Annotated in this window: 23 protein-coding genes and 3 tRNA genes; 13 read left to right on the forward strand and 13 right to left on the reverse strand. The window is 70.6% G+C overall.

What is annotated here, in order from left to right; translation table 11 throughout:
* Positions 1 to 61 precede the first annotated feature (61 nt).
* The 3 genes from OG408_RS20605 to OG408_RS20615 all read left to right on the forward strand — a co-directional run bounded on the left by OG408_RS20605 (position 62) and on the right by OG408_RS20615 (position 4,462).
* Complete coding sequence (locus OG408_RS20605; protein WP_266780530.1) at positions 62 to 1,789, forward strand: hypothetical protein; 1,728 nt, start codon at positions 62 to 64, stop codon at positions 1,787 to 1,789.
* Positions 1,790 to 1,969: 180 nt separating this feature from the next.
* Complete coding sequence (locus OG408_RS20610; protein WP_266780531.1) at positions 1,970 to 3,433, forward strand: N,N-dimethylformamidase beta subunit family domain-containing protein; 1,464 nt, start codon at positions 1,970 to 1,972, stop codon at positions 3,431 to 3,433.
* Between the two features lie 114 nt (positions 3,434 to 3,547).
* Positions 3,548 to 4,462, forward strand: coding sequence for a phosphoribosylaminoimidazolesuccinocarboxamide synthase (locus tag OG408_RS20615; RefSeq protein ID WP_285564354.1), 915 nt, complete (start codon positions 3,548 to 3,550; stop codon positions 4,460 to 4,462).
* A gap of 59 nt (positions 4,463 to 4,521) precedes the next feature.
* Here the strand turns inward: OG408_RS20615 and OG408_RS20620 are convergent.
* The 8 genes from OG408_RS20620 to OG408_RS20655 form a co-directional block, all read right to left on the reverse strand.
* Positions 4,522 to 4,594 (reverse strand) — tRNA-Gly (locus tag OG408_RS20620).
* Positions 4,595 to 4,616: 22 nt separating this feature from the next.
* On the reverse strand, positions 4,617 to 5,228 hold the full coding sequence (locus OG408_RS20625; protein ID WP_326671258.1) for a response regulator transcription factor: 612 nt from the start codon (positions 5,226 to 5,228) through the stop codon (positions 4,617 to 4,619).
* Positions 5,225 to 6,526 (reverse strand): sensor histidine kinase, encoded by a 1,302-nt coding sequence (locus OG408_RS20630; protein ID WP_266780534.1) that lies wholly within the window; start codon positions 6,524 to 6,526, stop codon positions 5,225 to 5,227. The genes OG408_RS20625 and OG408_RS20630 overlap by 4 nt, the downstream gene beginning before the upstream one ends.
* 19 nt (positions 6,527 to 6,545) lie before the next feature.
* Complete coding sequence (locus OG408_RS20635; RefSeq protein ID WP_266780535.1) at positions 6,546 to 7,361, reverse strand: ABC transporter permease; 816 nt, start codon at positions 7,359 to 7,361, stop codon at positions 6,546 to 6,548.
* Positions 7,358 to 8,302: an ABC transporter ATP-binding protein gene (locus OG408_RS20640; protein WP_266780536.1), complete on the reverse strand. Its 945-nt coding sequence runs from the start codon at positions 8,300 to 8,302 to the stop codon at positions 7,358 to 7,360. Before OG408_RS20640 ends, OG408_RS20635 begins: the two co-directional genes overlap by 4 nt.
* Before the next feature lie 243 nt (positions 8,303 to 8,545).
* Positions 8,546 to 8,618 (reverse strand) — tRNA-Gly (locus OG408_RS20645).
* A gap of 81 nt (positions 8,619 to 8,699) precedes the next feature.
* Positions 8,700 to 8,771: transfer RNA gene (locus OG408_RS20650), tRNA-Gly, on the reverse strand.
* A gap of 165 nt (positions 8,772 to 8,936) precedes the next feature.
* Positions 8,937 to 9,272, reverse strand: coding sequence for a histone-like nucleoid-structuring protein Lsr2 (locus tag OG408_RS20655; protein ID WP_266780537.1), 336 nt, complete (start codon positions 9,270 to 9,272; stop codon positions 8,937 to 8,939).
* Positions 9,273 to 9,656: 384 nt separating this feature from the next.
* On the opposite strand from OG408_RS20655, the gene purS reads away from it, so the two are divergent.
* The 5 genes from purS (at position 9,657) to OG408_RS20680 (ending at position 14,703) form a co-directional block, all read left to right on the forward strand.
* The gene (gene purS, locus OG408_RS20660) at positions 9,657 to 9,917 is read left to right on the forward strand and encodes a phosphoribosylformylglycinamidine synthase subunit PurS (protein ID WP_030929711.1); all 261 of its coding nucleotides are present in this window, start codon (positions 9,657 to 9,659) and stop codon (positions 9,915 to 9,917) included.
* A complete protein-coding gene (gene purQ / locus OG408_RS20665) occupies positions 9,914 to 10,594 on the forward strand; it encodes a phosphoribosylformylglycinamidine synthase subunit PurQ (protein ID WP_326671260.1) in 681 nt (226 codons plus the stop codon). The genes purS and purQ overlap by 4 nt, the downstream gene beginning before the upstream one ends.
* On the forward strand, positions 10,591 to 12,840 hold the full coding sequence (gene purL, locus OG408_RS20670) for a phosphoribosylformylglycinamidine synthase subunit PurL (protein WP_326671262.1): 2,250 nt from the start codon (positions 10,591 to 10,593) through the stop codon (positions 12,838 to 12,840). Before purQ ends, purL begins: the two co-directional genes overlap by 4 nt.
* 201 nt (positions 12,841 to 13,041) lie before the next feature.
* On the forward strand, positions 13,042 to 13,623 hold the full coding sequence (locus OG408_RS20675; protein WP_326671264.1) for an ArsR/SmtB family transcription factor: 582 nt from the start codon (positions 13,042 to 13,044) through the stop codon (positions 13,621 to 13,623).
* Positions 13,624 to 13,707: 84 nt separating this feature from the next.
* A complete protein-coding gene (locus OG408_RS20680) occupies positions 13,708 to 14,703 on the forward strand; it encodes a M23 family metallopeptidase (protein WP_326671265.1) in 996 nt (331 codons plus the stop codon).
* Here the strand turns inward: OG408_RS20680 and OG408_RS20685 are convergent.
* Positions 14,688 to 16,421, reverse strand: coding sequence for an MFS transporter (locus OG408_RS20685; RefSeq protein WP_326671266.1), 1,734 nt, complete (start codon positions 16,419 to 16,421; stop codon positions 14,688 to 14,690). The genes OG408_RS20680 and OG408_RS20685 overlap by 16 nt on opposite strands.
* Positions 16,422 to 16,555: 134 nt before the next feature.
* Here OG408_RS20685 and OG408_RS20690 point away from each other — a divergent pair, with 134 nt between their 5' ends.
* Complete coding sequence (locus OG408_RS20690; protein WP_326671268.1) at positions 16,556 to 17,194, forward strand: TetR/AcrR family transcriptional regulator; 639 nt, start codon at positions 16,556 to 16,558, stop codon at positions 17,192 to 17,194.
* Between the two features lie 226 nt (positions 17,195 to 17,420).
* Positions 17,421 to 18,221: a maleylpyruvate isomerase family mycothiol-dependent enzyme gene (locus OG408_RS20695; protein WP_326671270.1), complete on the forward strand. Its 801-nt coding sequence runs from the start codon at positions 17,421 to 17,423 to the stop codon at positions 18,219 to 18,221.
* A 10-nt stretch (positions 18,222 to 18,231) separates the two neighbouring features.
* Here the strand turns inward: OG408_RS20695 and OG408_RS20700 are convergent, their stop codons facing one another.
* Together OG408_RS20700 and OG408_RS40185 are read right to left on the reverse strand one after the other, a co-directional pair.
* The gene (locus OG408_RS20700) at positions 18,232 to 19,668 is read right to left on the reverse strand and encodes a sulfatase-like hydrolase/transferase (RefSeq protein ID WP_326671272.1); all 1,437 of its coding nucleotides are present in this window, start codon (positions 19,666 to 19,668) and stop codon (positions 18,232 to 18,234) included.
* 249 nt (positions 19,669 to 19,917) lie between these two features.
* Positions 19,918 to 20,010, reverse strand: a complete 93-nt coding sequence (locus tag OG408_RS40185; RefSeq protein ID WP_353051401.1) for a putative leader peptide — start codon at positions 20,008 to 20,010, stop codon at positions 19,918 to 19,920.
* 506 nt (positions 20,011 to 20,516) lie between these two features.
* On the opposite strand from OG408_RS40185, the gene purF reads away from it, so the two are divergent.
* Together purF and purM are read left to right on the forward strand one after the other, a co-directional pair.
* Entirely contained in the window at positions 20,517 to 22,043 is a 1,527-nt protein-coding gene (gene purF, locus OG408_RS20705; RefSeq protein ID WP_266780546.1) for an amidophosphoribosyltransferase, read from the forward strand.
* 60 nt (positions 22,044 to 22,103) lie between these two features.
* On the forward strand, positions 22,104 to 23,177 hold the full coding sequence (gene purM, locus OG408_RS20710; RefSeq protein ID WP_326671274.1) for a phosphoribosylformylglycinamidine cyclo-ligase: 1,074 nt from the start codon (positions 22,104 to 22,106) through the stop codon (positions 23,175 to 23,177).
* Between the two features lie 341 nt (positions 23,178 to 23,518).
* Here purM and OG408_RS20715 read toward each other — a convergent pair whose 3' ends face one another.
* Together OG408_RS20715 and OG408_RS20720 are read right to left on the reverse strand one after the other, a co-directional pair.
* Positions 23,519 to 23,773, reverse strand: a complete 255-nt coding sequence (locus OG408_RS20715; RefSeq protein ID WP_266780548.1) for a DUF3073 domain-containing protein — start codon at positions 23,771 to 23,773, stop codon at positions 23,519 to 23,521.
* Positions 23,774 to 24,127: 354 nt separating this feature from the next.
* Complete coding sequence (locus OG408_RS20720) at positions 24,128 to 25,219, reverse strand: Leu/Phe/Val dehydrogenase (RefSeq protein WP_266780550.1); 1,092 nt, start codon at positions 25,217 to 25,219, stop codon at positions 24,128 to 24,130.
* A gap of 188 nt (positions 25,220 to 25,407) precedes the next feature.
* Here OG408_RS20720 and OG408_RS20725 point away from each other — a divergent pair, with 188 nt between their 5' ends.
* Positions 25,408 to 26,253: a hypothetical protein gene (locus OG408_RS20725; RefSeq protein ID WP_266780552.1), complete on the forward strand. Its 846-nt coding sequence runs from the start codon at positions 25,408 to 25,410 to the stop codon at positions 26,251 to 26,253.
* Positions 26,254 to 26,351 lie beyond the last annotated feature (98 nt).

The following is a 26,351-nucleotide window of genomic DNA, read 5'->3' on the forward strand; positions in this document are numbered from 1 at the left end:
GGGTGCCACAGTGGGGGAGTGAGCAACACCGCCGTGGGGGCAGAGGGGGTGACGTCCGGCCGTGTCCGGTACCGGTACAGGTGAGGAGCTGGGTGCGCAGGCAGCGCGCGCCCGGGCTCTCGTCCTGCTGCGCATCCGCAGCAGGGCAACAGCAGTCGCGCTGCTTCCGGCAGCGCTCGCCGTCGTGCTGTTCGCCGCGGGCGGGCAGGGCTTCGCCGTCGGCAGCGGCTGGGACACGGTGCGCTGGGCCGTGACGGCCTGCGCCGTCGTCGTCCTGCTGGTCGCGGCCGCCGTCGCGGTCGCGGTCGTACGGGCGAAGCCGGCGGTCAGCCCGACCGTCCCGCTGAGCGAGAAGGCGGCCCCGGATCTCTACCGGCTGGTCCGTGATCTGGCGGAGCGGCTCGGTGTGCCCGCGCCCTCGGCCATAGCGCTCACGCCCGACTGCGACAGCTGGCTGGAGGACCGCACCCACCCGGCCGCGGACCGGGCGGCCAAGGAGGCCGCGCGGCAGGACCCGAGCGGTCCGGCGGACGGCCGTCGGCCGGGACGCGGGCGCAGGGTTCAGGCGGCGCCCGTGCTGGTCATCGGTTCCCCCTTCCTGTGGTGGATGCGGGTCGCGGAGCTGCGGGCGGTGCTCGCCCCGGTCGTCGCAGGCACGGGCCCCTCCGCCCACCCCGACATAGCCGCGGCCCGGCGCTTCGTGCGCGGGCTGGACGGTGTGGTCGCCGATGCGGCCTTGCCCGTACAGGGTCCTGTGCGCAGGGTCCTGCGGCTGCCGCGTCTGTTCATCGGCAGGATCGCCCGGCTGCTGCTGCGCAGTTGTCGCGGCCATGCGGCGGAGATGGAGCGAGGCGTAGCCGCCGCGGCGTCGACCCGTGCCCAGACCGTGGACTACGGGCTGCGGATCGTCGCGCAGGAACAGGTCGGTCTCGCCTACGCGGGCTGGGACCGGCTGCTCACCCGGGTCGCGCTCCCCGCCTGGCGGATGGGCCGCTGGCCCTCCCGGCTGGACGCGGGTGTGGTCTCGGCCCTCACCGAGCTCTCCCGGCGCGACCGGCTGGCCGAGGGGTTCACCTCCCGGCTCGGTGAGCGCCCGGCCTGCGATCTCCTGGAGGAACCGGGAGCGGCCGACGAGGCGGCGTCCCTGCTGGCCGCCCGGCTCTTCCACGGCGGCCCCGCGGAGACCGGCCCCGACTGGGCCCCGGTGGACTGGCAGCAGTATCCGGAAGAGGTCGTCGACCGGAAGTGGCGTGCCGAGGCGGCCCGGCTGCACCGCGTCCTGGACGCCATGGGCGTGCCGCCCGCGTCCGGCGCCGGTTCCGACACCGCGTGCGCCGGGGTGCCCACGCTGGCGCGCGTCGTCGAGCACCTCGCCGCGGGCGAGGGCGGTGGCGAGGAGCTCGCGGCAGGGATCAGTGCGGCGGTGGCCCGGGACGAGGCGCTGGCCCCGCAACCGGTGACCGGCGGCTCCGGTGACGCGGGAGGGGACGTGCTGGACCTCTGGGGACCCGATCCCCTGCCGCTCTTCCCGCTCCAGCCGCCCCGTACGGGCACCGAGCTGCTCGCCGACCACGTCGCGGCGATGGTCTGCTGCGCAGCCGTCGACACGGCGGGCGCGGCACCCGGTCTGGACTGGCTCGACGGCCCCGCCCTGCTGGTCGACGGCGAACGCCCGGCCGATCTCGGCAGCCCGGTCCTCAGCCTGGTCGAGGACGGTGACGCCGGCCCCCTGCGGTCGTGGCTCGCCTCGGTCGGCGTGCGCACCGACAAGCCCGTCCGTCTCGTCTGAAACAGGTCTGGGGAGACGGCTGTTGACGCGGCCGGCTTCCGATATCCGGAACACCAGGTTCCGTTCACGTCAATTCGCGACGAACGGTGACGGAGTGCATGCGTTATGTGATGTGCTGGGGACCGGCGCTGACAGTCGGCGCACCACTGTTGTTCCGGGGGCCTGAGGGAGGGATGCGTCATGGGGGCGGAGCAGATTCGCCGTTGGGAATCGGGTGCCCTCGCGCACGCCGTCACCGATCCCTTCGGCCAGGGGCCGCTCCCCTGGCTGCGCGGCAGTGAGAACTACTTCGACGACACCGGCCAGGTCGTCCCCTGGTACGCCGACCCCACCCTGCCCCGCGGCTCCACCGGCGGCGGCACCCGTACCGCCGACGACGTCCGCCGTCAGATCAAGGGCTTCATCTCCACCGGCGCCGCCGCCCCCGGCGAGGCGATCGACTTCCACATCACCGTGGACCCGCCCCAGCAGTTCTCCGTGGACATCTACCGGATCGGCCACTACGGCGGCGACGGCGCCGCCAAGATCACCACGAGCCCGCGGCTCTCCGGCATCGTCCAGCCGCCGCCCCTCACCGCCGACCGCACGGTCTCCTGCCACCACTGGTGGCAGTCCTGGCGGCTGCAGATCCCGACGTACTGGTCGATCGGTGCCTACGTCGCGGTGCTGACCACGGTCGACGGCTACCGCTCCCACATCCCGTTCACCGTGCGCGACGACCACCCGGCCGACCTGCTGCTGGTGCTCCCGGACATCACGTGGCAGGCGTACAACCTCTACCCCGAGGACGGCCGGACCGGCGCCAGCCTCTACCACGCCTGGGACGAACAGGGCCGGCTGCTGGGCGAGGAGGACGCGGCGGTCACGGTCTCCTTCGACCGCCCCTACGCGGGCGCGGGCCTCCCGCTCCATGTGGGCCATGCCTACGACTTCATCCGCTGGGCCGAGCGCTACGGCTACGACATCGCCTACGCCGACACCCGCGACCTGCACGCCGGCCGGATCGACCCGAGCCGCTACCGGGGCCTGGTCTTCCCCGGCCACGACGAGTACTGGTCGGTGCCCATGCGCCGTACCGCCGAAGCCGCCCGCGACCACGGCACCTCGCTCGTCTTCCTCTCCGCCAACACCATGTACTGGCAGGTCAGCCTCGCGCCGTCGCCCTCCGGCGTCCCCGACCGGCTGCTCACCTGCCGCAAGCGCCGCGGCCCGGGGAAGCCCGCGCTCTGGCGCGAGATCGACCGCCCCGAGCAGCAGCTGCTCGGCATCCAGTACGCGGGCCGGGTCCCCGACCCCCACCCCTTGGTCGTGCGGAACGCGGAGCACTGGCTCTGGGACGCGACCGGTGCCGTCGAGGGCGACGAGATCGACGGCCTGGTCGCCGGGGAGGCCGACCGCTACTTCCCGCGCACCACGCTTCCCGAGCACGACAACCGCATCCTCCTCGCGCACTCGCCGTACCTGGACAGCGACGGCGTGACGCGCCACCAGGAGACATCCCTGTACCGGGCGCCGTCGGGCGCGCTCGTCTTCGCCTCCGGCACCTTCGCCTGGTCCCCGGCCCTGGACCGGCCCGGCCATGTGGACCCGCGCATCCAGCGGGCCACGGCCAACCTCCTCGACCGCATCTGCAAGCGCGCCTGAGGGAACGGGCGCCCCGCCCCCGCCCGGAGCCGCGTCCGCCACCCCTCCGAAGCCGCCCGCACCCGGATACGGGACAATCGGAACAGCTCCTGGATCAACCTACGCGGAGGCAGCGTGTCCGGATTCGTAGAAAAGCCCGAGCCCGTGCAGGTTCCGGGGCTCACCCACCTGCACACGGGCAAGGTGCGTGACCTGTACCGGAACGAGGCCGGTGACCTCGTCATGGTCGCCAGTGACCGGATGTCCGCGTACGACTGGGTCCTGCCCACCGAGATCCCGGACAAGGGCCGCGTCCTGACCCAGCTCTCGCTGTGGTGGTTCGACCAGCTCGCCGATCTGGTGCCGAACCACGTCCTGTCCACAGAGCTGCCCCCCGGCGCCCCGGCGGACTGGGCCGGCCGCACCACCATCTGCAAGTCCCTGCGGATGGTCCCGGTCGAGTGCGTCGCCCGCGGCTATCTGACCGGCTCCGGCCTGGTCGAGTACGACGCGTCCCGCACCGTCTGCGGTCTCGCCCTCCCCGAGGGCCTCGTCGACGGCTCCGAGCTGCCGGCGCCGATCTTCACCCCCGCCACCAAGGCGGCCGTCGGCGACCACGACGAGAACGTCAGCTACGAGGAAGTGGCCCGCCAGGTCGGCGCCGAGACCGCCTCACAGCTGCGCCGCACGACGCTGGACGTGTACAGCCGGGCCCGCGACATCGCCCGCGAGCGCGGGATCATCCTCGCGGACACGAAGTTCGAGTTCGGCTTCACGCCCACCGCCGACGGCGGCGAGGAACTGATCATCGCCGACGAGGTGCTGACCCCGGACTCCTCCCGCTTCTGGCCGGCCGCCACCTGGGAGCCGGGCCACGCCCAGCCGTCGTACGACAAGCAGTTCGTCCGCGACTGGCTGACCTCCCCGGCCTCCGGCTGGGACCGCAAGAGCGAGCAGCCGCCGCCGGCGCTGCCGCAGGAGATCGTGGACGCGACCCGCGCCAAGTACCTGGAGGCGTACGAACTCCTCACCGGTACGCCCTGGAAGTAGGCACCCGCCGCACACGAAGAAGCCCCCGGCCGAAGGGCCGGGGGCTTCTTGCTGAACCGAGCGGACGACCAGGTTCGAACTGGCGACCTCAACCTTGGCAAGGTTGCGCTCTACCAACTGAGCTACGTCCGCAAGCGCCGAAGCGCGAGGACTACTATACCCATCCCCGCTCGCGGGCGAGACGCACCGCGGCGTGACGGTTCTCCGCCCCGAGCTTCGCGGCCGCCGCCGAGAGGTAGTTCTGCACCGTCCCCTGCGACAGGGACGCCCGCTCCGCGATCTCGGCGACCGGCGCTCCGTCCGCCGCCAGCTCCAGCACCTCCGCCTCGCGCACGGTCAGCGGCGAGTCCCCGGCAGCGATCGCGTCGGCCGCCAACTCCGGGTCCACATAGCGGTTTCCGGCATGCACGGTGCGGATGATCCCGGCCAGCTGTCTGGCGCTGACGGTCTTCGGCACGAACGCCCGGACGCCTGCCGCGAGTGCCCGCTTGAGATGCCCAGGGCGGCCGTGGCTCGTCACGATCATGGTGCGGCAGCCCGGGAGTTCGGCCCGTATCGATGTGGCGACGCTCACACCGTCAGCCCCCGGCATCTCCAGGTCCAGGACCGCCACATCGGGGTGGTGCGCCCGCGCCATGGCGAGGGCCTCGGGGCCGGTCGCGGCCTCCGCGACCACCACCAGATCGTCCTCCAGCGCGAGCAGGGCGGCGAGTGCGCCCCGGATCAGGTGCTCGTCGTCGGCGAGCAGCACCCGTACCGCGGTCATCGTCGTTCCTCCACCAGGGCCGCCCGGGCAGCCGTACGTGCCATGTCACCGGATGTGCGACCGGCGGGTGCCCGCGATTCCGTGCGGGCCAGCGGGATCCTCGCCGTCAGCCGGAACAGTCCGTCACCCGCCGGGGCCGCGTCGAGCGAGCCGTCGATCGCGCCGAGCCGTTCACGCAGTCCGGCCAGCCCGGAGCCCGCCTTCCCGGTTGCGGCCGCGGGCGCCCCGTCGTTCTCCACATCGAGCACCACCGCATCCGCCGAGACACCGAGCCTGATCGTGCAGCGGCGGGGATCGCCGTGCCGCAGCACATTGGTCGCGGCCTCGCGCACCACCCAGCCGAGCGCCGACTGGACGGGCGCGGGCATGCCTCCGCCGTCGTCGGCGGTCACCGCACAGTCGATGCCGGCCGCCCGCAACACGCCTTGGGCCCCCGCCAGTTCCGTACTCAGATCGACCTCCCGGTAACCCCGCACGACATCGCGCACCTCCTGCTGCGAAGCGCGGGCTATCCGCTGCACCTCGACCATCTGGTCCACCGCCTCGGGCCTGCCGCGCTGGGCGAGCTCCACCGCCAGTTCGCTCTTCAGCGCGATCACCGCGAGATTGCGGCCCATCACGTCATGCAGGTCCCGCCCGAACCGCAGCCGCTCCTCGGCGACCGCGAGCCTGGCCTGTATGTCCCGGGCCCCCTCGGCCTGCCACATCACACTCAGACTCCAGGCGCTGGGCCGTACCGAGATCAGGACCAGCACACAGCCGAAGAGCGTGGTCGGCACGATCCCCGCGAGGGGGCCGCCACGAACCCCGGCCGCAGCGAGGGTGCCGGTGGTCACGGCGACGAGCAGGAGCGACTCGAACAAGAACGTGCGGACGGGGACGAGGAGCACTCGCGTGATCACGAACGCCATCGGTGCGTTCAGGGTCATGAGGAGCAGTCCGGGGCTGTTGATCCCGTCCACCGCGGCCAGCGCCGCCAGCAGGCCCACGCCCAGCACCAGCAGGACGAGCGGCGCGACCATCCGCCGGCGGGGGAACTCGGAGACGCCGAGGTAGTGCTCGTACGAGGGACGGACGTTGCGGTTGCTCAGCAGGCACTGCGTCAGGCTCACCAGAAGCAGTGCCGCACCGAGCGCCAACGGGAGCGGCTCGTGGCGGATGTCCTCCTTGAACGGCGCCAGCTGCCACGACAGGGCGAAGAGCCAGGGGATCGAGGAGATGGTGAACCGCGAGTACAGGTCGATCCGCTCCATCTTGCCGCGCTCCTGCCAGCCTCGGCGCCAGCTCCGTACGCGCATCACCACGGCACAACCTTCCTCAGCGTCGCGGATCCCAGCGGAACCACCGCTGCACAGCAAACACCGCGAGTGCCGTCCAGACCAGTCCGGTCAGGGCCGCTCCGAGCAGGTCAGCGCTCTCGGGGACACCCAGCCAGCCCGATCGTATGAGGGTCATCACGCCGGTCAGCGGCAGGAACTCACAGGCCGATGCGAGCGGGTCGGGAAAGATCTCCAGCGGCACGAACAGTCCCGAGCCCATCATCGAGACGAGGAACAGCGGCATGGTGGTGAGCTGCGCCGTCTGTACGGTGCGGGTGAGGACGGAGGTGGCCGCGCCCAGAGCTGTCAGCAGCACCACGGCCAGGAGCAGCCCGGCGAGGAGCAGTTCGGGCCTGCGCGGCGCGGAGAGGTCGAAGAAGGCCGTACCGGCCGCGATGATCACGGCGGACTGCGCCAGGGCCAGTGCGGCCGACGGCAGTGCGGTCCCGGTCAGGATCTCCCCGTCGGTGACCTCGCCGGTGCGCAGCCGCTTCAGGACCAGGTCCTCGCGCCGTGCGACGTAGGCGGCGACCATGTTCATGTAGACGGCCTGGATGAGCACCGTGCCGATGCCGCCGGTGAGCGCGGCGCCGGCGACGGTCAGCCCGGTGCCGGCGAGGTCCACTTTCTCGAACGTCGACTTCATCGCCAGGATCATGGCCGCGGGCACCATCAGCGCGACGACGACGGCGGTCCTGTTGCGGGCGAGCAGTGTCAGTTCGGCCCGTCCGAGCGCGGTCAGCCTGCTGCGGACCGTGGTCGCCGCCCGGACCACCGAGGGCGGGGCAGGGGCGGTGCTGGCGGGGGTCGTCATGAAACGGTCACCTCTTCGGTCCTGGCGGCGGATTTCGCGATGTCGAGGAAGGCCTCTTCGAGCGAGGCGGAACGGGCGTCGAGCCCGATCAGGGGGACCTGCGACTCACCTGCCCAGCGCAGCAGTTCGGTCAGTGACTCCTGGAGCCGGTGCGTACGGATCTCGATCCGCGGGCCGTCGGCCGCGGCGCGCAGGCTCAGCGGCAGCTGCCCCGCCGCGACTCCGTCGGGAAGCTCGAACCGGATCCGCGCCGGACGGGCGGCCGTCACCTCGGCCGTGGTGCCCGTGGTCACGATGCGGCCCCGGTGCATGATCGCCAGCCGGTCGGCGAGCGCCTCGGCCTCCTCCAGGTAGTGCGTGGTGAGGAGGACGGTGATGCCGTCCTCCTTGAGCCGTCGCACCAGCTCCCAGGTGTCGCGCCGTCCCTCGGCGTCGAGACCGGTGGTCGGCTCGTCGAGGAACAGCACTTCGGGCCGACCGAGCAGCGCCAGGGCCAGATCGAGCCGCCGCCGCTCGCCGCCGGAGAGCTGCTTGACCCGCACCGAGGCCCGGTGACCGAGTCCCACCAGCTCCAGTGCCTCGGCGGTCGGCCGGGCGCCGCTGGTGCAGCCCGCCCACATCCGTACGGTCTCCTCGGCCGTCAGATCGGACGGGAAACCGCCCTCCTGGAGCATCACACCGATCCGCGGCCGGACCGCGGCGCGATCGGTGTACGGATCGTGGCCGAGCACCCGTATCGCGCCACCGTCCGGACGGGCCAGGCCTTCGAGCAGCTCGACGGTGGAGGTCTTGCCTGCGCCGTTCGTCCCGAGCAGGGCGAACAACTCGCCGCGCGCCACGGAGAAGGAGACGCCGGTCACGGCCTCGAAGCCGCCCGCGTAACTGCGCCGGACAGCGGCCGCCTCGATCACGCACTCCCGGGAAATCTCGTCGCTGGTCATGTACTCAAGGTTTCCTCCCGGCCCGGACCGGGGGCAGTGCGAGCTGTCACCACCACCCATGACAAACGTCATGGGTGGTGGAGGAGAGGGAGGTGAAGAGATATGCCTGCCTCGAACCGCGTCTTGAACCGCGTCTCGACCCGGCACCTCGAACCCGCGGCTCGAACCGCGCCCTCCCGTACGACCCCATACGAAGCACGAAGAAGGCCCCAGTCGAATAATCGACTGGGGCCTTCTATCAAGAGCGGACGACCAGGTTCGAACTGGCGACCTCAACCTTGGCAAGGTTGCGCTCTACCAACTGAGCTACGTCCGCATTGCAACCACTCGGCTTTCACCGGTGGAGCGAGCACTACTCTACCTGATCCACATGAGTGGTTGTGGAAGAGCGATGCAGAGCGGGTGACAGGAATTGCACACTGCGCCTCCCCCCTGGAAGGGGGGTGTTCTACTACTGAACTACACCCGCACGCTGCGTGAGGACCGGCTTTTCGGCCTTGCCCCTCGGCGTGCTCCAGACTCTAGCCGACCTGCGGGGGTGTCGCGCAAGTCGGCTCCCGCGAGGTGTCGCCCGAGTGGTCGCTGACAGGCCGTCCGATGCTCGCCGGCCGGCCCGCCGGCGCCACCCGATCGCTCAACTGGCTTCCTGGAACGCCTCGTAGACCTTCTTCGGAATCCGGCCCCGGGCCGGCACCTCCATCCGGTGCGAGCGGGCCCATGCGCGGACGGCCGCGGGGTCGGGCGCGAGGGAGGTGTGCCGGTACGAGACGGGAACCTTGCCGTGCTTGCCTGCATTTGTCTGCTTGCGGCCGGCCGCCACGTACGGCGCCAGGGCCTTGCGCAGTTTCTTTGCATTGGACGGATTGAGGTCGATCTCGTACGACTTCCCGTCCAGGGCGAAGGCGACCGTTTCCGCTGCTGCTCCCCCGTCGATGTCGTCGGAGAGCGTGACCACTACGCGCTGAGCCACGGATTTCGGTCCTTTCCTACGGCATCCGCGCCTGACATGCGCGGATGCCGGCCTTCCGGCTGTGAGCGCGGATGCGGGCCGACCGGTGTCGGCCGTTTAAGGGCAATGTTGCTTTCCCTGGTAATCATTTGTACAGCGATGGGTGCCGCATTGTGAAGCCCGCCCAATTACCTGCGCGTGTCAACCGGCTTTGTGTGCCGCTGGTGAGGATTTTTTTTGCAGGATTTTCCGCACCCGTTGTCGCGGCCGATATCTCGGCGTGATCCGGGCCGCTCGATATCTACCCGCGTAGAATTTCAGGCCAGGTACGCTGAGTGGACCCGCGGGGGTCTGGGGAACCCCCCGGAGAAACAGCCGCACCACACCACCACACCGGGAGTGCCAGTGGCACGCGTCGTAGTCGACGTCATGCTCAAGCCCGAGATTCTCGACCCGCAGGGACAGGCTGTGCAGCGTGCGCTGCCCCGTCTCGGCTTCGAGGGAATCGCGGACGTACGTCAGGGAAAGCGTTTCGAGCTGGAGGTCGAGGGGCCGGTCGATGACGCCGCCCTCACCCGTATTCACGAGATGGCCGAGACGTTCCTCGCCAACACCGTGATCGAGGACTTCACCGTGAAGGTGGAGAAGGCCGAGGAGTCGAAGTGACTGCTCGTATCGGAGTCGTCACCTTTCCGGGCACGCTCGACGACCAGGACAGCCTTCGGGCCGTACGGGTCGCCGGCGCCGAGCCCGTATCGCTGTGGCACCGCGACAAGGACCTGCACCAGGTCGACGCGGTCATCCTGGCGGGCGGTTTCTCCTACGGCGACTACCTGAGGGCCGGCGCCATCTCGCGCTTCTCGCCCGTCATGGAGACGGTGATCGAGCAGGCGAAGGCGGGCATGCCGGTTCTCGGCATCTGCAACGGCTTCCAGATCCTGACCGAGGCGCACCTGCTGCCCGGCGCGATGCTGCGCAACAACCACCTGCACTTCATCTGCCGCGACCAGAAGCTGCGCGTCGAGAACGCGGAGACATCCTGGACCTCGGACTACTCCGCGGGCCAGGAAATCTCCGTACCGCTCAAGAACATGGACGGCCGCTACACCGCCGACGAGCACACACTCGACGAGCTGGAGGCAGAGGGCCGTATCGCGTTCCGCTACGTGGACGTGAACCCCAACGGCTCGCTGCGCGACATCGCCGGCATCACCAATGCCGCGGGCAACGTCGTCGGCCTGATGCCGCACCCGGAGCACGCCGTGGAGCCGCTGGTCGGCACCGGTCGTACCGACGGTCTCGGTTTCTTCACCTCGATCATCAAGAAGCTGGTCAACGCATGAGCCTGGACACGGTCAAGCACGCGGCCGAAACCCCGGACACCGCGCAGCCCTGGAAGGAGCTCGGCCTCAAGGAGGACGAGTACGCCCGGATCCGCGAGATCCTGGGCCGCCGTCCCACCGGCGCCGAGCTCGCCATGTACTCCGTGATGTGGTCCGAGCACTGCTCCTACAAGAGCAGCAAGGTCCACCTCAAGCAGTTCGGCGAGAAGGTCCCGGAGAACGACGCGATGCTCGTCGGCATCGGCGAGAACGCCGGTGTGGTCGACGTCGGTCAGGGCTACGCGGTCACCTTCAAGGTCGAGTCGCACAACCACCCCTCGTACATCGAGCCCTACCAGGGCGCGGCCACCGGCGTCGGCGGCATCGTCCGCGACATCCTCGCCATGGGCGCCCGTCCGATCGCGGTCGTCGACCCGCTGCGCTTCGGTGCGGCCGACCACCCCGACACCCGGCGCGTCCTGCCGGGCATCGTCGCGGGCATCGGCGGCTACGGAAACTGTCTCGGCCTGCCGAACATCGGCGGCGAGGTCGTCTTCGACGCCTGCTACCAGGGCAACCCGCTCGTCAACGCCGGCTGCATCGGCGTGATGAAGCACGAGGACATCCACCTGGCCCAGGCCTCCGGCCCCGGCAACAAGGTGATCCTTTACGGCGCCCGCACCGGCGGCGACGGCATCGGCGGCGTCTCCGTGCTGGCCTCGGAGACCTTCGACGACACCAAGCCCACCAAGCGGCCCGCCGTCCAGGTCGGCGACCCGTTCCAGGAGAAGCTCCTCATCGAGTGCACCCTGGAGATCTTCAAGGAGAAGCTCGTCGCGGGCATCCAGGACCTCGGCGGCGCCGGGCTCTCCTGTGCCACCTCCGAGCTGGCCTCGGCCGGCTCCGGCGGTATGCGCGTCGAGCTGGACACCGTGCCGCTGCGCGACTCCTCCCTCTCGCCCGAGGAAATCCTCATGAGCGAGTCGCAGGAGCGCATGTGCGCGATCGTCGAGCCGCAGCACGTGGACCGCTTCCTGGAGATCTGCGAGAAGTGGGACGTCATCGCCACCGTCATCGGTGAGGTGACCGAGGGCTCGCAGCTGGAGATCTTCTGGCACGGCGAGCAGATCGTGGACGTGCCGCCGCGGTCCGTCGCCCACGAGGGCCCGACCTACCACCGCCCGTTCGCCCGCCCGACCTGGCAGGACGCGCTGCAGGCCGACGACGCCGGAAAGCTGGCCCGTCCGGCGAACGGCGCCGAGCTGCGCGAGCAGGTGCTGGCGCTGGTCTCCTCCCCGAACCAGGCCTCGAAGTCCTGGATCACGGACCAGTACGACCGGTTCGTGCAGGGCAACACCGTGCTCGCGATGCCCGAGGACGCCGGCATGGTCCGCATCGACGAGGAGTCCAACCTCGGCGTGGCCATGGCGACCGACGGCAACGGCCGGTACGCGAAGCTCGACCCGTACACCGGCGCGCAGCTCGCGCTGGCGGAGTCGTACCGCAACGTCGCCGCTTCCGGCGCCAAGCCGCTCGCCATCTCGGACTGCCTGAACTTCGGTTCGCCCGAGGACCCGGACGTCATGTGGCAGTTCGCCGAGGCCACCCGTGGTCTGGCGGACGGCTGCCTGGAGCTGGGCACCCCGGTCACCGGCGGCAACGTGTCGCTGTACAACCAGACCGGTGACACGGCGATCCACCCGACGCCGGTCGTGGCCGTGCTCGGTGTGATCGACGACGTGACCCGGCGTACGCCGGTCGCCTTCAAGGAAGAGGGCCAGCTCCTCTACCTGCTGGGTGACACGCACGAGGAGTTCGGCGGCTCGGCCTGGTCCGAGGTCGTCCACCAGCACCTCGGCGGCATGCCGCCCAAGGTCGACCTGGGCCGCGAGAAGCTGCTCGGCGAGATCCTGATCTCGGCGTCCCGCGACGGCATGATCGACGCGGCGCACGACCTGTCCGACGGCGGCCTGATCCAGGCGGTCACCGAGTCCTGCCTGCGCGGCGGGAAGGGTGCCCGGCTGGTCGTGCCGGACGGACTGGACGCGTTCACGTTCCTGTTCTCCGAGTCGGCGGGACGTGCGATCGTCTCGATCCCGCGCAGCGAGGAGCTCCGCTTCAACGACATGTGCGGGGCGCGGGGTCTGCCCGTGACCCGGATCGGTGTCGTGGACGGCGAGGAGATCGAGATCCAGGGCGAGTTCAGCATCCCGCTGAGCGAGCTGCGTACGGCGCACGAGGGAACGATCCCCGCGCTGCTGGCGTAGCCCCGCCCGACTGTCAGGCACTGTGACGTGCTGTGACGTGTCGTGATGTGCTGCCACGTGCGCGCGTCACGTGCGCGCGTCACGCTTTGCAGAAGCCCCCGCCCGGCTCGACCGGACGGGGGCTTCTGCATGCCCGGGTTGGTTCCGCCGGTTTCAGGGGAGGGCTTGACGGGGATTACGTAATTACGTAATCCTTGAGCAATGGAACTGGAGGAACGGGTCTCGGAGCTGGAGAGACGGCTTGAGGCGCTCGTGGGCGACCACTCCGAGGCGCCGCGACCGACCGGGGCCGATTTCTGGGCCCTGGAGGGGTTGAAGCGGGAGCTCTCGGGGGCGGGGGTGGCTGACGGGGGAGTGCTCTATACGGGGGCGGTGCGGCTGCCGACGGGTGAGCGGTACGAGTGGCAGTACGGCGCGCTGACCGAGCAGCTGCTGGACGTGGAAGGGCCCGCCGAGGCGGATGGCAGTGACAGGACGGAGGAGGGGGGCGGAGAGGAGAGCGGTCGGGCGGCGCCCGGTGCCGACTGGTCGGATACCGCCGAGTCCTTCGCCGCCCTCGGCCACCCGGTGCGGCTGCGGCTGCTCCGGGAGATCCTCGGCGGCCGGCGCACGGCGGCGGAGCTCGCCGCGCTCGAGGAGACCGGGACGACGGGGCAGATCTACCACCATCTGCGTCAGCTGACCGGCGCGGGCTGGCTGCAGACGAAGGGGCGCGGGAGATACGAGGTCCCGGGGGCCCGCGTGGTGCCGCTGCTGGTGATCCTCACGGCGGCCAGACCCTGAGGAGGCCCGTGCGGGCCATCCGCGACCACTGACGAGACGACGACGAAGAGACCGACGTTCGGACCCGACGACCAGGGGGAAGTCATGTCTGCCCGCAAGACCGTCATGGTGCTCTACCGGCTCTGCTGGATCACCTTCTTCGCGATGGTGGTCATCAGCCTCTCCACCCGCCCACCGTTCCCGTACTGGGTGACCTGGGTGCCCGCTGTCGCCGCGATCGCCCTGCTGCTGACGGCGGGCCGCAAGGCCCGCGCGGCCGTGGCCGACCCGCCGCCCGCGGTGGAGGTGGAACCTCCGGTGTCCGGGCGCTGGACCGCGTTGAACAGTCCGGCGGACAAGGTGCCCAGCCACGGGATACACGGCTACGGGCAGACGTACGCGATCGACATCGTGGCCGAGCCCCGGCCGTGCGATGAGCCTCAGCCGCCTTGCGACCCTCAGCTGCGTGACGACCCTCAGCCGCGTGACGATTCCCGGCCTCCGCCGCGAGCCGGGGAGGATCCGGCAGAAGGCCCCGGGGGATCGGCCGCTGCGGACGACGGCCTGTCCCGTCCGGAGTTCCGCCGCCTGTGGCCGGTCGCCCGGCGCAACCACCACTTTCCGGCGTTCGGAGCCCCGCTGCTCGCGGTCGCCGACGGCACGGTGGTCCACGCCTCGCACGGCCGGCGTGACCATCTCAGCCGCAATTCCATGCCCGCGCTGGTGTATCTGATGGTGATCGAGGCGTCCATACGGGACGTGCTCGGACCGGGCAGCATCGTCGGGAACCACATCGTGCTCGACCTGGGCGACGGTACGTATGCGCTCTACGCCCATCTGCGGCGCGGCTCGCTCCGAGTGCGCGAGGGGGACAGCGTCCGGACAGGGCAGCAGCTCGCCGAATGCGGAAACTCGGGGAATTCCACCGAACCGCATGTGCATTTCCAGCTGATGGACGATCCGGACCTGGATGTGGCGATCGGAATTCCGTTTACCTGGCGCGGGATAGGCGTGCCGGCCAACGGCGAGACGTTCACGGTCGGAGGGCCTGCGGACGGGAGTCCTGTTCCCGGTCAGGACGCGGCTCAGACCGCTTCCTGAGTCCGCGCCGCCGCGCCTTCCTGAGCCCGCGCCGCCGCGCCCGGCAGCCGGGTGGCCAGGACCAGGGCCAGGACCATCACGGCGGTGGCGCAGCCGAACACCACATCGGTGGAGGAGGCGAAGGCGTTCAGGGCCTGTTGGTGCGCGGCGCCGGTGAGCCCGCCGATGCCGCTGGTCGTCCCACCGGGCCCGCGGGCCGCGTACACCCTGCTGAGCACGGTGCCGAGGAGGGCGGCGCCGAGGGCGGTCCCGAGGGTCTGGAAGAAGCGGACTCCGGTGGTCGCGACGCCCAGTTGGCGGGGTGGGGCGGTGTCCTGGATCAGCTGGATGAGCTGCCCGACGAGCTGTCCGAAGCCCAGCCCCATGAGCAGCATCGCGCCGCGCACCGTCCAGAGACCGGTGTCCGTCGTCAGGGTGGCCAGCAGGGCGAGGGCGGCCGACGCGAAGACCGTGCCGCTGACAACGAAGGTCTTCTGCGACCAGCCGGCCGATACGAGGCGGCCGGAGACGAGACCGACCACGGTCATGCCGACCGCCATGGGGACCAGATACAGCCCGGCCGAGGTCGCGGCGACTCCCCGTACGACTTGGAGATAGATCATGACGTAGACGATCGACCCCATCATCGCGGCGCCGACCAGCCCTTGGATGGCGAAGCCGTAGCGCATCGTCCGGTTGGCGAACAGGGTGAGCGGCAGGATCGGTTCGGCCGCGGTGGCCTGGCGCCGGAGGAAGAGGCCGAGGGTGGCGACGGCGGTGACCAGCAGGCCGACGATCAGCGGGGAGGACCAGGCGTGGTCCTGGCCGCCCCACTCGGTGACCAGGAGAAGGGAGGTGGAGAAGGCGGCGGCGAGACCTGCGCCGAGGAAGTCGATCCTGTGGCGTGTGGTGCCGGAGGGGAGCTGCAGGACTGTGATGGCGGCGACCAGGACGGCGATGCCGACTGGCAGATTGACGTAGAAGATCCATCGCCACCCGGCATGGTCGGCGAGGGATCCGCCCAGCCAGGGGCCGAGGGCCATGCCGGCACCGGCGATGACTCCGCCGAGGTTGCCGCCCTTCTCGCTGCGGCCCGTGCCGGAGGACGCGGTGCCGCCTGCGCCGGATGCGTCCTTGTGGCGTCGGTTGCGGCTTGGGCTTTGGCTCCGGGTGCCGCTGTCGTCGGCCTCGGGCCCCTGTTTGGCGAGGTGGTGCAGGACGACCATGGTGACGCTCATCAGGCCACCGCCGCCAATGCCCTGGAGGGCGCGTGCGGCGATCAGTTCGCCCATGGACTGCGCCATGCCGCACAGCGCGGACCCGGTCAGAAACGTGGCCAGCGCCCCGATGAAGACCTTCTTCGGGCCGAGTGAGTCGCAGAGCTTTCCGTACAGCGGGAGGGCGGCGGTCGCGGCGAGCTGGTAGGCGGCGATCAGCCACGGGATCCGGTCGAGGCCATGGGCCGGGTCGAGGTCGCGGACGATCGGCACGGTCGCCGAGGACACGATGTTCGAGTCGAGCACGGCCAGGAGGATCGTGATGACGCAGAGCGCGATGCCGAGGGTGCGCCTTCCGCCGGAGCCCGGCGGGCGGGCGGGGGAGGCGGAGGCCGTGGGACCGGCCTCGGTGGACGCGTCGGTGGGCGCGTCGAGCGATGCGTCGGACGGTGCGTTGGGCGGCGCTTCAGACGGCCGTCCGGACGGTGCTTCGGGCAAGGCTGTGGACAGGGCTTTGGGCATGGCGGGCTCCCCTCCTGGGCGGCGAAGTGCCGCCTTGGTGGGCACCACTGTTCCCGTAAAAATGTACTGGGTCAACTTTACGTCCAGGATAAAAATTATTCTGAGATCAAGTTTCATCCTGGTACAGTGATGGCATGACCGAGGGGATGGGCCTGCGCGAGCGCAAGAAGATCCAGACGCGACGCCGTCTGCTGGCCGAGGCCACGAGGCTCTTCGGCGAGCGCGGGTTCGACGAGGTCTCGGTTGCGGAAATCGCCGAAGCGGCCGATGTGTCGAAGATGACCGTCTTCAACTACTTTGACAGCAAAGAGGACTTGGTTCTCGCTCCCATGGAGGAGCACATCGGCGATGTCGCCCGGGTGGTGCGTGACCGGGCCCCCGGCGAGTCAGCGGTGACCGGTATGCGTCGCCACTTCCTGGCCGCGATCGAGGACCGGGACCCCGCGGTCGGGATGAGTGATTCGCCGGTGGCGCTGGGGCTCATCCAGTTGATCCAGCAGACGCCGGCCCTGCTCACCCGGGCCTACGCGTTCTTCGCGCGCACCGACGAGATGCTGATCGACGCCCTGGTCGAGGACGGGGAGGATCCGGCTGTCGCGCGCATCGTGGCTGCCCAGCTGATCAGCACCCGCAACACCTTGATCACCGAGAACCAACGGCGGTTGCTCGCAGGTGAGTCGGCCGACGCGATCGCGGCGGACGCCGTCGCGCTTGCCGAGCGAGGGTTCGACCTGCTGGAGAAGGGCCTGGGCGACTTCGCGACCCGCGCCTGACCCGGGCCGCCCCGCCTGACCCGACCCGACCCGGCCTGGGCGACTTCGCGACCCGCGCCTGACCCGGGCCACCCTGCCTACCCCGACCCCGACCCCGGCCCCCACCCCCACCCTCGCTCTCTCCTGCCCGGCCCAGCCCCCGCCCGACCTCGCCCGACCCCGGTCTGCCCCCGCGCCCTCCCCCGCCCGTCACGCGACTCCGGCGGTACGTCGTAGGCTCCCGTGCATGCCGCCGTCCCGGAAGCGCGCCCGTCGCTACGACCCGGTCAGGACCCGCACTGCGGTCCTGGCGCAGTTCGCCCATGTCCGCACCGCAGTAGGCGCGCTGACACCGCAACAGCTGGACGCGCCGAGTGGGCTCGGCGCATGGACCGTGCGCGAGCTCGCCGTCCACGTGACCATGGCGCTCTCGCACGTCAGCAGGCATCTCGAACTGCCCGAACCGGCTCTGGCCAAGCCTGAGACGACCTTGTTGGAGTGGCCGTTCGCCACAGCGGAGCGGGCCGGCCGGATCGCCGACGACACGGTGGCGCTCGCCGCAGGGCACCCCGATCCGGACGCCCTGTACGCGGAGGTGGCCGACCGCTTCGAGGCGCTGGTGCAGGCCGCCTCCGAGGACCGGCTGCTGGCCACCCGGGTCGGTGTCATGCGGCTCGGGGACTTCCTGGTCACGCGCACCGTGGAGCTCGTGGTCCACACGTACGACCTCAACGAGGCGGCCGGGCTGGACATCCCGTACGACCGTCAGGCGCTGGCCGCCTGCACCCGGTTGCTCGCCGACGCCCTGGCGGAGAAGGCGCCGGGCGGTTCGGTCGAGGTGAGGGTCCCGCCGTTCGCCGTCGTCCAGTGCGTCGAGGGACCCCGGCACACCCGCGGCACGCCGCCCAATGTCGTCGAGACCGATCCGCTCACCTGGATCCGGCTCGCCACCGGGCGTACGTCGTGGGCGCGGGAACTCGACGCGGCGAAGGTCGGCGCCAGCGGCGAACGGGCCGACCTTGCCGCGCTGCTGCCCCTGATGGGGTGACGAGCGCCGGTCAGGAGCTCTTCGGATAGGGCAGCAGGCCGGCGTCCGTCCGTTCCCAGGCCGCTTTCAGTGCTGCCAGCAGTGCCGGCTCGGCGGCCGCGCGGTCGGCCTGCTCCCGCTGGTCCTTCGCCAGGTGGAAGAGCTGGTCCGCCCCGCCGCTGCCCCGGTAGTACTTCCAGTCGCCGCGGCGCAGCGCGCGCTCCCCGCGCACCCGCCAGAACAGGTCCCGTTCCCGCGGTTGTTCGCCCCGCAGGAGGTATCCGGCGAGGCTGATGCCGTCCAGCGGGTATGCCGGATCGGGGCGGGCACCGGCGAGTTCCAGCAGCGTCGCCGTCCAGTCGGGAGAGAACAGCGGCAGATCGCTCACCTGGCGGGGATCGATCCTGGCCGGCCAGCGCAGTACGGCGGGCACCCGGATGCCGCCCTCCTGGAGGGAGCCCTTGTTGCCGGAGAGCGGCCACTGGTAGGAGAAGCGCTCACCGCCGTTGTCGCTGGCGAAGAAGACCAGGGTGTCCTCCTCCTGCCCGGACCGCTTCAGCGCCTTCAGTACCTCGCCGACCGAGCGGTCCAGGTCCTCGACCATTTCCTTGTACTTGGCGAGCGAGCCCCCGTCGGCGTGGAACAGCCCGCCGAGACCGCCCTCCTTGATCTTCCGTACGATCTCGGCGCTCTCGGCCGTGTCGCCCTCGGCGATCCAGGGCCAGTGCGGTGTGGTGAAGTTGAGGTTGAGCAGCCACGGCTTGTCGTGGTCGCGCTGGACGTACTCGCTCGCCCGCTCGGTCAGGATGCGCGTGTAGTAGCGCAGGTCCTTGTACTCGGCATCGCCCTCGTAGAGGTCGTACTCACCGCCGAGACCGAGCTTCGAGTAGTACTCCAGCGCCCCGCCGAAGTTGCCGAAGAACTCGTCCCAGCCGGACTTGGTGGGGCTGTAGTCCGGCAGGTAGCCGCAGTGCCACTTGCCGATCAGCGCGGTCGCGTATCCGGCGCCGCGCAGCAGCGAGGCGAGCGTCGGGTGAGTGGGTTCGAGACCGACCGACCGGTCTGCGATGGGTTCGGCGAGGCCGCCCTTCGTACGCCCGGGATAGCGGCCCGTGTACAGGCTGAACCGGGTCGGCGAGCAGGTCGCGGACCCGGCGTAGGCGTCGGTGAACCGCACACCCTGCCGGCCGAGCCGGTCCAGGTTCGGGGTACGGATGTCCGGCGACCCGTACGAGGAGAGATCGGCCCAGCCGAGGTCGTCCCCGAGGATGAACAGGATGTTGGGCCGCCGGGAGTGCCGGCCCCGGGCCGCCCGGAAGGCCTGCTCGGGGGCGACCGGTTCCGCAGCGGCGGGGGCGGCTGCGGTCACGCCCACCGCGGCGGTGGCGGCCGTGGCGCCGACGGCGGTTCCGAAGGCGCGGCGGGTCAGCGGAGAGCCGGAACTGTGGTTCGAGTCGTGAGAAGGCATGACTGCTCCAGGGCAGGGCTGGGCCGCTCAGCGGGACGGCAGCGGATGCGGCATCGGAGGGGGCAGTGGAGACGGCAGCGGAGGCGGAGGAGGGTCCCGTCACGTCCGTCGGCGGCGGGGCGACTGTGGATGCGCGTGCCTACGGGCCCGGGCGGCCTCGGCGGAGCCGGGAGGGCGGAGCGGGGGAGGGGACAGCAGGAGAGGGGGAGAAGAGGTGAGGCAGCGGAACCCTCGTGCGCGCCGGAGGAATCAGGCGCGGCGACAGATGGCGCTCGACACACGTCCCAGATCGACGTGACGGCGCTCCACGAGCGTGACCGTGCGGTCACCGAGGGGCTGCATGGGCCAGGAGCCTGCCAACGCGCCATGCGCCTGTCAACGCCGGTCTCGCGCCTCGGACGGGTCCGCCCGCGGACGTCGACGGCTCCTGACAGCCGCACCGCCGCCCCCGTCGCCCCAGCCGACCTCCCAGCCGCCTCCCCCCCCCACGTCCAGCCGCTCGCCAGAAGCCGCATACCGGTCGTCCCGGTGTGAGGCTCGCCACGAAACGAGCGTTCGGCCACCCCGCGGGGCGGCGGGGTCGGCCGCCTCACGGAGTGCCACGAACTCGTCCCGCCGGTGCCGGAGCCCAGTGGCCGGAACCTGTCGGTAACCCGCCGTTGATCGGGGCGACGACTGCCCTCCGCCCGTTGCGGCCCTCATGCGCACACCGGAGCGTGATCACTCCGCGTCACCGTGCGGTAGGGGGTGGAAGGGGGCCGGAAGGGGGGTGCGGGGTCCGTTCACCCGTGCTCGGGCGGGGTGTCCCCAATTCGGACCAGTGGTCGATCTCGCCTACACTCGGTGGCGTGCCTCGTGGTGATGGACGACTCAACCACGACCTGCTCCCCGGAGAGAAAGGCCCCCAGGACGCTTGTGGCGTCTTCGGTGTCTGGGCTCCGGGTGAAGAGGTCGCCAAGCTCACCTATTTCGGACTGTATGCCCTGCAGCACCGTGGACAGGAGTCCGCGGGCATCGCAGTGAGCAACGGGTCCCAGATCCTGGTCTTCAAGGACATGGGACTGGTCTCGCAGGTCTTCGACGAAACGTCTCTGGGATCCCTCCAGGGCCATATCGCGGTCGGTCATGCCCGCTACTCCACCACCGGTGCCTCGGTGTGGGAGAACGCGCAGCCGACGTTCCGTGCGACCGCGCACGGCTCGATCGCCCTGGGTCACAACGGCAACCTGGTCAACACTGCCCAGCTCGCCGAGATGGTCGCCGACCTTCCGCGCAAGGACGGCCGCGCCACCCAGGTCGCCGCGACCAACGACACCGATCTGGTGACCGCTCTGCTCGCCGGCCAGACCGATGAGGACGGCAAGCCGCTCACCATCGAGGAAGCCGCCGGCAAGGTGCTTCCCGAGGTGAAGGGCGCCTTCTCCCTCGTCTTCATGGATGAGCACACCCTCTATGCGGCCCGCGACCCGCAGGGCATCCGCCCGCTGGTCCTCGGCCGGCTGGAGCGTGGCTGGGTGGTGGCCTCCGAGTCCGCCGCCCTCGACATCTGCGGCGCCAGTTTCGTCCGCGAGATCGAGCCGGGCGAGCTCGTCGCCATCGACGAGAACGGGCTCCGCACCTCGCGCTTCGCAGAAGCGAAGCCGAAGGGCTGTGTCTTCGAGTACGTCTACCTGGCCCGCCCCGACACGGACATCGCCGGGCGCAACGTCTACCTCTCCCGGGTGGAGATGGGCCGCAAGCTGGCTGCCGAAGCCCCGGTCGAGGCCGATCTGGTCATAGCGACACCGGAGTCCGGCACCCCCGCGGCCATCGGTTACGCGGAGGCCAGCGGAATCCCGTTCGGCGCCGGACTGGTGAAGAACGCCTACGTCGGCCGGACCTTCATCCAGCCCTCGCAGACCATCCGGCAACTGGGCATCCGCCTCAAGCTGAACCCGCTCAAGGAAGTCATCAAGGGCAAGCGACTGGTGGTCGTCGACGACTCGATCGTCCGCGGCAACACGCAGCGCGCACTCGTCCGGATGCTCCGCGAGGCTGGCGCCGCCGAGATCCACATCCGGATCTCGTCCCCGCCGGTGAAGTGGCCCTGCTTCTTCGGAATCGACTTCGCGACCCGCGCCGAGCTGATCGCCAACGGCATGTCCGTCGACGAGATCGCCACGTCGATGGGGGCCGACTCGCTCTCGTACATCTCGATCGACGCGATGATCGAGGCGACGACGATCGACAAGCCGAATCTGTGCCGCGCCTGCTTCGACGGTGAGTACCCGATGGAGCTGCCGGACCCGGAGCTGCTCGGCAAGCAGCTGCTGGAGACCGAGCTGGCGGCAGGCCCTGCGGCGACCGCCGCGGCCGACGCGCTGCGCCGTCCGTGACCCGGACCGCACGGCAGCCTTCCCCCCAGCCCCGTATTTCCACACGAAAGATCCCAGGCAATGTCTGAGACAACAGGTGCTTCCTACGCGGCAGCGGGCGTCGACATCGAGGCCGGCGACCGCGCCGTAGAGCTGATGAAGGAGTGGGTGAAGAAGACGCAGCGCCCCGAGGTCGCAGGCCTCGGCGGTCTCGGCGGCTTCGCCGGGCTCTTCGACGCCTCGGCCCTCAAGCGCTACGAGCGTCCGCTGCTCGCCTCCGCCACCGACGGCGTCGGCACGAAGGTCGACCTCGCCCGCCAGATGGGCGTGTACGACACCATCGGCCACGACCTCGTCGGCATGGTCGTGGACGACCTCGTCGTCTGCGGTGCCGAACCGCTCTTCATGACCGACTACATCTGCGTCGGCAAGGTGCATCCCGAGCGTGTCGCGGCCATCGTGAAGGGCATCGCCGAGGGCTGTGTGCTGGCCGGCTGCGCCCTCGTCGGCGGCGAGACCGCCGAGCACCCCGGCCTGCTCGGCGCGGACGACTTCGATGTCGCCGGCGCCGGTACGGGTGTCGTCGAGGCCGACCGCCTGCTCGGCCCGGACCGTATCCGCAAGGGCGACGCTGTCATCGCGATGGCATCGTCCGGTCTTCACTCCAACGGGTACTCGCTCGTCCGTCACGTCGTCTTCGACCGCGCCGGCTGGGCGCTGGACCGCCAGGTCGAGGAGTTCGGCCGGACGCTCGGCGAGGAGCTCCTGGAGCCGACCCGGATCTACTCCCTGGACTGCCTGGCGCTGACCCGTACGACCGAGGTGCACGGCTTCAGCCACGTCACCGGCGGCGGACTGGCCAACAACCTGGCCCGGGTCATCCCGGACTCCCTGCACGCGACGGTGGACCGTTCCACCTGGACGCCCGGCGCGGTCTTCGACCTCGTGGGCAAGGCCGGTCAGGTCGAGCAGCTGGAGCTGGAGAAGACGCTGAACATGGGCGTCGGCATGATCGCGATCGTCCCGGCGGAGTCGGTGGACGCGGCCCTGACGACACTGGCCGACCGTGGCGTCGACTCCTGGGTCGCCGGCGAGATCACCGACCGCGGTGCGCACACGGCGGGCGCGGAGCTCGTGGGCGGGTACGCGCGCTGAGCGCGGGCGCGCGGGATGCCCGCAGGCGCCGGACGGGCCGCGACGGCCCGTCCGGGTGCCATGGCCATGACGGCCCGGGACGAGCCCGTGGCGCAACGTTGCGTGCGGCGGACGAACCAAGGCGAGTGACGTTGCGGGCGGCGGAGGACACTCAGCCCGCGACGCCGAGTGCCGCAGCGGACACAGGGCACGCGACGACGTCGAATGCGGCGCAGGACGGCAGACGCCGGCAGGCAGTGGCAGTGGACCCCGCATGCGGTACACCGCGCACGATCCGGACCGGGACAGCACAGAACCCGGTCCGGGACAGGCCCGGACCGGGTTGATGTGTCAGCGCGAGGTCAAGCGCCGCGGCGCTGTGACGACGGACCGGACTGATCGTCCTCGTCCTCGTCATCGTCGTTGTACTGATCCGCGTACTGTGCGTACGGGTCATCTTCCTCGTCGTCGTCCTCGAACGGCTCAGCGTTCGGTGGTTGACTCGAAGGTGATGCGCCCAGCTCATTGGCCAGACGCGACAGGTCAGTCCCGCCGCTGCTGTACTTCAGCTGACGGGCGACCTTGGTCTGCTTGGCCTTTGCCCGGCCGCGCCCCATGGCTCGACCCCCTCGGTGACGGGGCTCGATGGCCCCAGAGTCTTGACACGCGTTCATGTTTCAGGACGGACTCTCGGCAGAGAGACCGCGCCTGTAGTGCTTTAACGGTACCTGCTTCCGCGGCCATACGGTACGCCGCCCGCATCACGCGCCTCGGAAGAGGACCCGCGAAGAGCTCTGTCCTCGCTGGTCAACTGCGATTTTAACCTCATATTGGCATGCGACCCGCCGACCGGGGTGAGTCTTGTCTCGCCGGTCGACGGGTCGCAAACCGTACGCATGCCGTAGCCGTGCCGTGCGCGGACCGTGTGCGTGCTGCCTACAGGCGGTGACGCCCGACGGGGTCCGCCCCTGTCAGCCGCGGCGTGCTTCGGCCATCCGCTGTTCGGCGATCCGGTCGGACGCGGCGGCCGGCGGGATGCCGTCGGCCTTCGCACGCGCAAAGATGGCCAGCGTGGTGTCGAAGATCTTCGCCGCCTTCGCCTTGCACCGGTCGAAGTCGAAGCCGTGCAGCTCGTCCGCGACCTGGATGACACCGCCCGCGTTCACGACGTAGTCGGGGGCGTACAGGATCGACCGGTCCGCCAGGTCCTTCTCGACGCCCGGGTGCGCGAGCTGGTTGTTGGCCGCACCGCACACCACCGAGGCGGTGAGCACCGGGACGGTGTCGTCGTTCAGGGCGCCGCCGAGCGCGCACGGGGCGTAGATGTCCAGGCCCTCGGTGCGGATGAGCGCGTCGGTGTCCACCGCGACGGCGACCTCGGGGTGCTTCTCGGTGATCCGGCGCACGGACTCGGCCCGCACATCGGTGATCACCACCTCGGCGCCGTCCGCCAGCAGGTGCTCGACGAGGTGGTGGCCCACCTTGCCGACACCGGCGATGCCCACTTTCCGGCCACGCAGCGTCGGGTCGCCCCACAGGTGCTGGGCCGAGGCCCGCATGCCCTGGAAGACGCCGAAGGAGGTGAGCACGGAGGAGTCGCCGGCGCCGCCGTGCTCGGGGGAGCGGCCGGTGGTCCAGCGGCACTCGCGGGCCACGACGTCCATGTCGGCGACGTATGTGCCGACATCGCAGGCCGTCACGTAGCGGCCGCCGAGCGAGGCCACGAAGCGGCCGTAGGCCAGCAGCAGTTCCTCGCTCTTGATCTGCTCGGGGTCCCCGATGATGACGGCCTTGCCGCCGCCGTGTTCGAGACCGGCCATGGCGTTCTTGTACGACATGCCGCGCGCCAGGTTCAGCGCGTCCGCGACGGCCTCCTCCTCGGAGGCGTACGGATAGAAGCGGGTGCCGCCGAGGGCCGGGCCCAGGGCGGTGGAGTGGATGGCGATGACGGCCTTGAGGCCGCTGGCGCGGTCCTGGCAGAGGACGACTTGTTCGTGGCCCCCCTGGTCCGAGTGGAACAGGGTGTGCAGTACGTCGACGGGCACGCCGGTCACATCGGTCACTGTGGTGACTCCCAAGTACGAAGCGGCGGAGAAGACCCTCCTGAAGGTGGGGAGGGCCCCGGACCGGCCGTGACGGCAGGTCCGACGGGCATGAGCTTAAGGCCGGCGCCGGCCCCCGGCCGAGGAAGATCCGGTCGCGTGGAGAGGATCACCCACCAGGGGAGTACGGGCGTGACACGATCTGCTGCATGTCGGTGGTGTCTTCGGTGTTCGTCCCTTACGCGTCCTACCTCCGGGTGTACGAGCCACTGGCGGCCTTCCCGGAGGCCGAACGTGCGCACTGGGCCCGCTATGCGGGCCGCGAGCGGATTCCCACGGCCCAGGACGAACTGCGCCGTTCGCTGGCCGACTTGGCGGCGACCCCGCCGGTCGGTGTGCCGGCGCACGAGAGCGCGGACGCGTTCGTCGCCGAGGTGGACGGGGTGGTGTGCGTCTGCCCGTGGCGGACCCGGCTGCGCGGGTGGCTGGCCCTGGACGGGCTGGCGGACATGTTCCCCGGTCCGGTGCTCGACGCGGTGCTGCCGCCGGTGGTGCGCGGGCAGGCGGTGGCGGACCACGAGCGGTGGGCGGAGCGCAATCCGGACGCCCGGCCGTGGATCAGGACGGCGGTGTGGCAGGTGCCGGTGCGCTGGTTCGTCCTGTTCTCGGACGAGGAGCGCGAGTACCTGGTGGCGGGCGAGGACGGTGAACCGCCGGTGCTGCGGTACCGGACGCCGATGGTCCAGGCGCGGCGCCGGCTGGCCCGGGCGCTGAAGACGCTGCGGGAGTCCATGGACGAGGGGCCGCTGACCGAGGGGCTGGTGGACGTCGGGCGGTGGCTGGAGGAGTTCCACCCGCGCTCGCTCGTGGAGCTGGACTACGGCGGGCTCGTGCACGCGCTGCCCGCGGAGCAGCTTGCGGGGGACCGGAGCGCCGCCGATGTGGCGGAGGGCATCGCGGCGCTCGGTGCGGGGGACGCGGAGGGGGCGGGCGAGGCGTACGCGCGTCTCGCGGAGCGCTGGAGGGCCGTGAGGGACCGCCAGTTCGCGAACTGACGTGCCATGAACCTGTGCCCTGTGTGACACGTGAGGGTGAAGAGGCGGAAGCGGACTTCAGTGGTCTTAGGACCTACGTCCCGAACCGGGCCTTTGCC

This window comes from Streptomyces sp. NBC_01257 (assembly GCF_035917255.1).
Classification (GTDB): Bacteria; Actinomycetota; Actinomycetes; order Streptomycetales; family Streptomycetaceae; genus Streptomyces.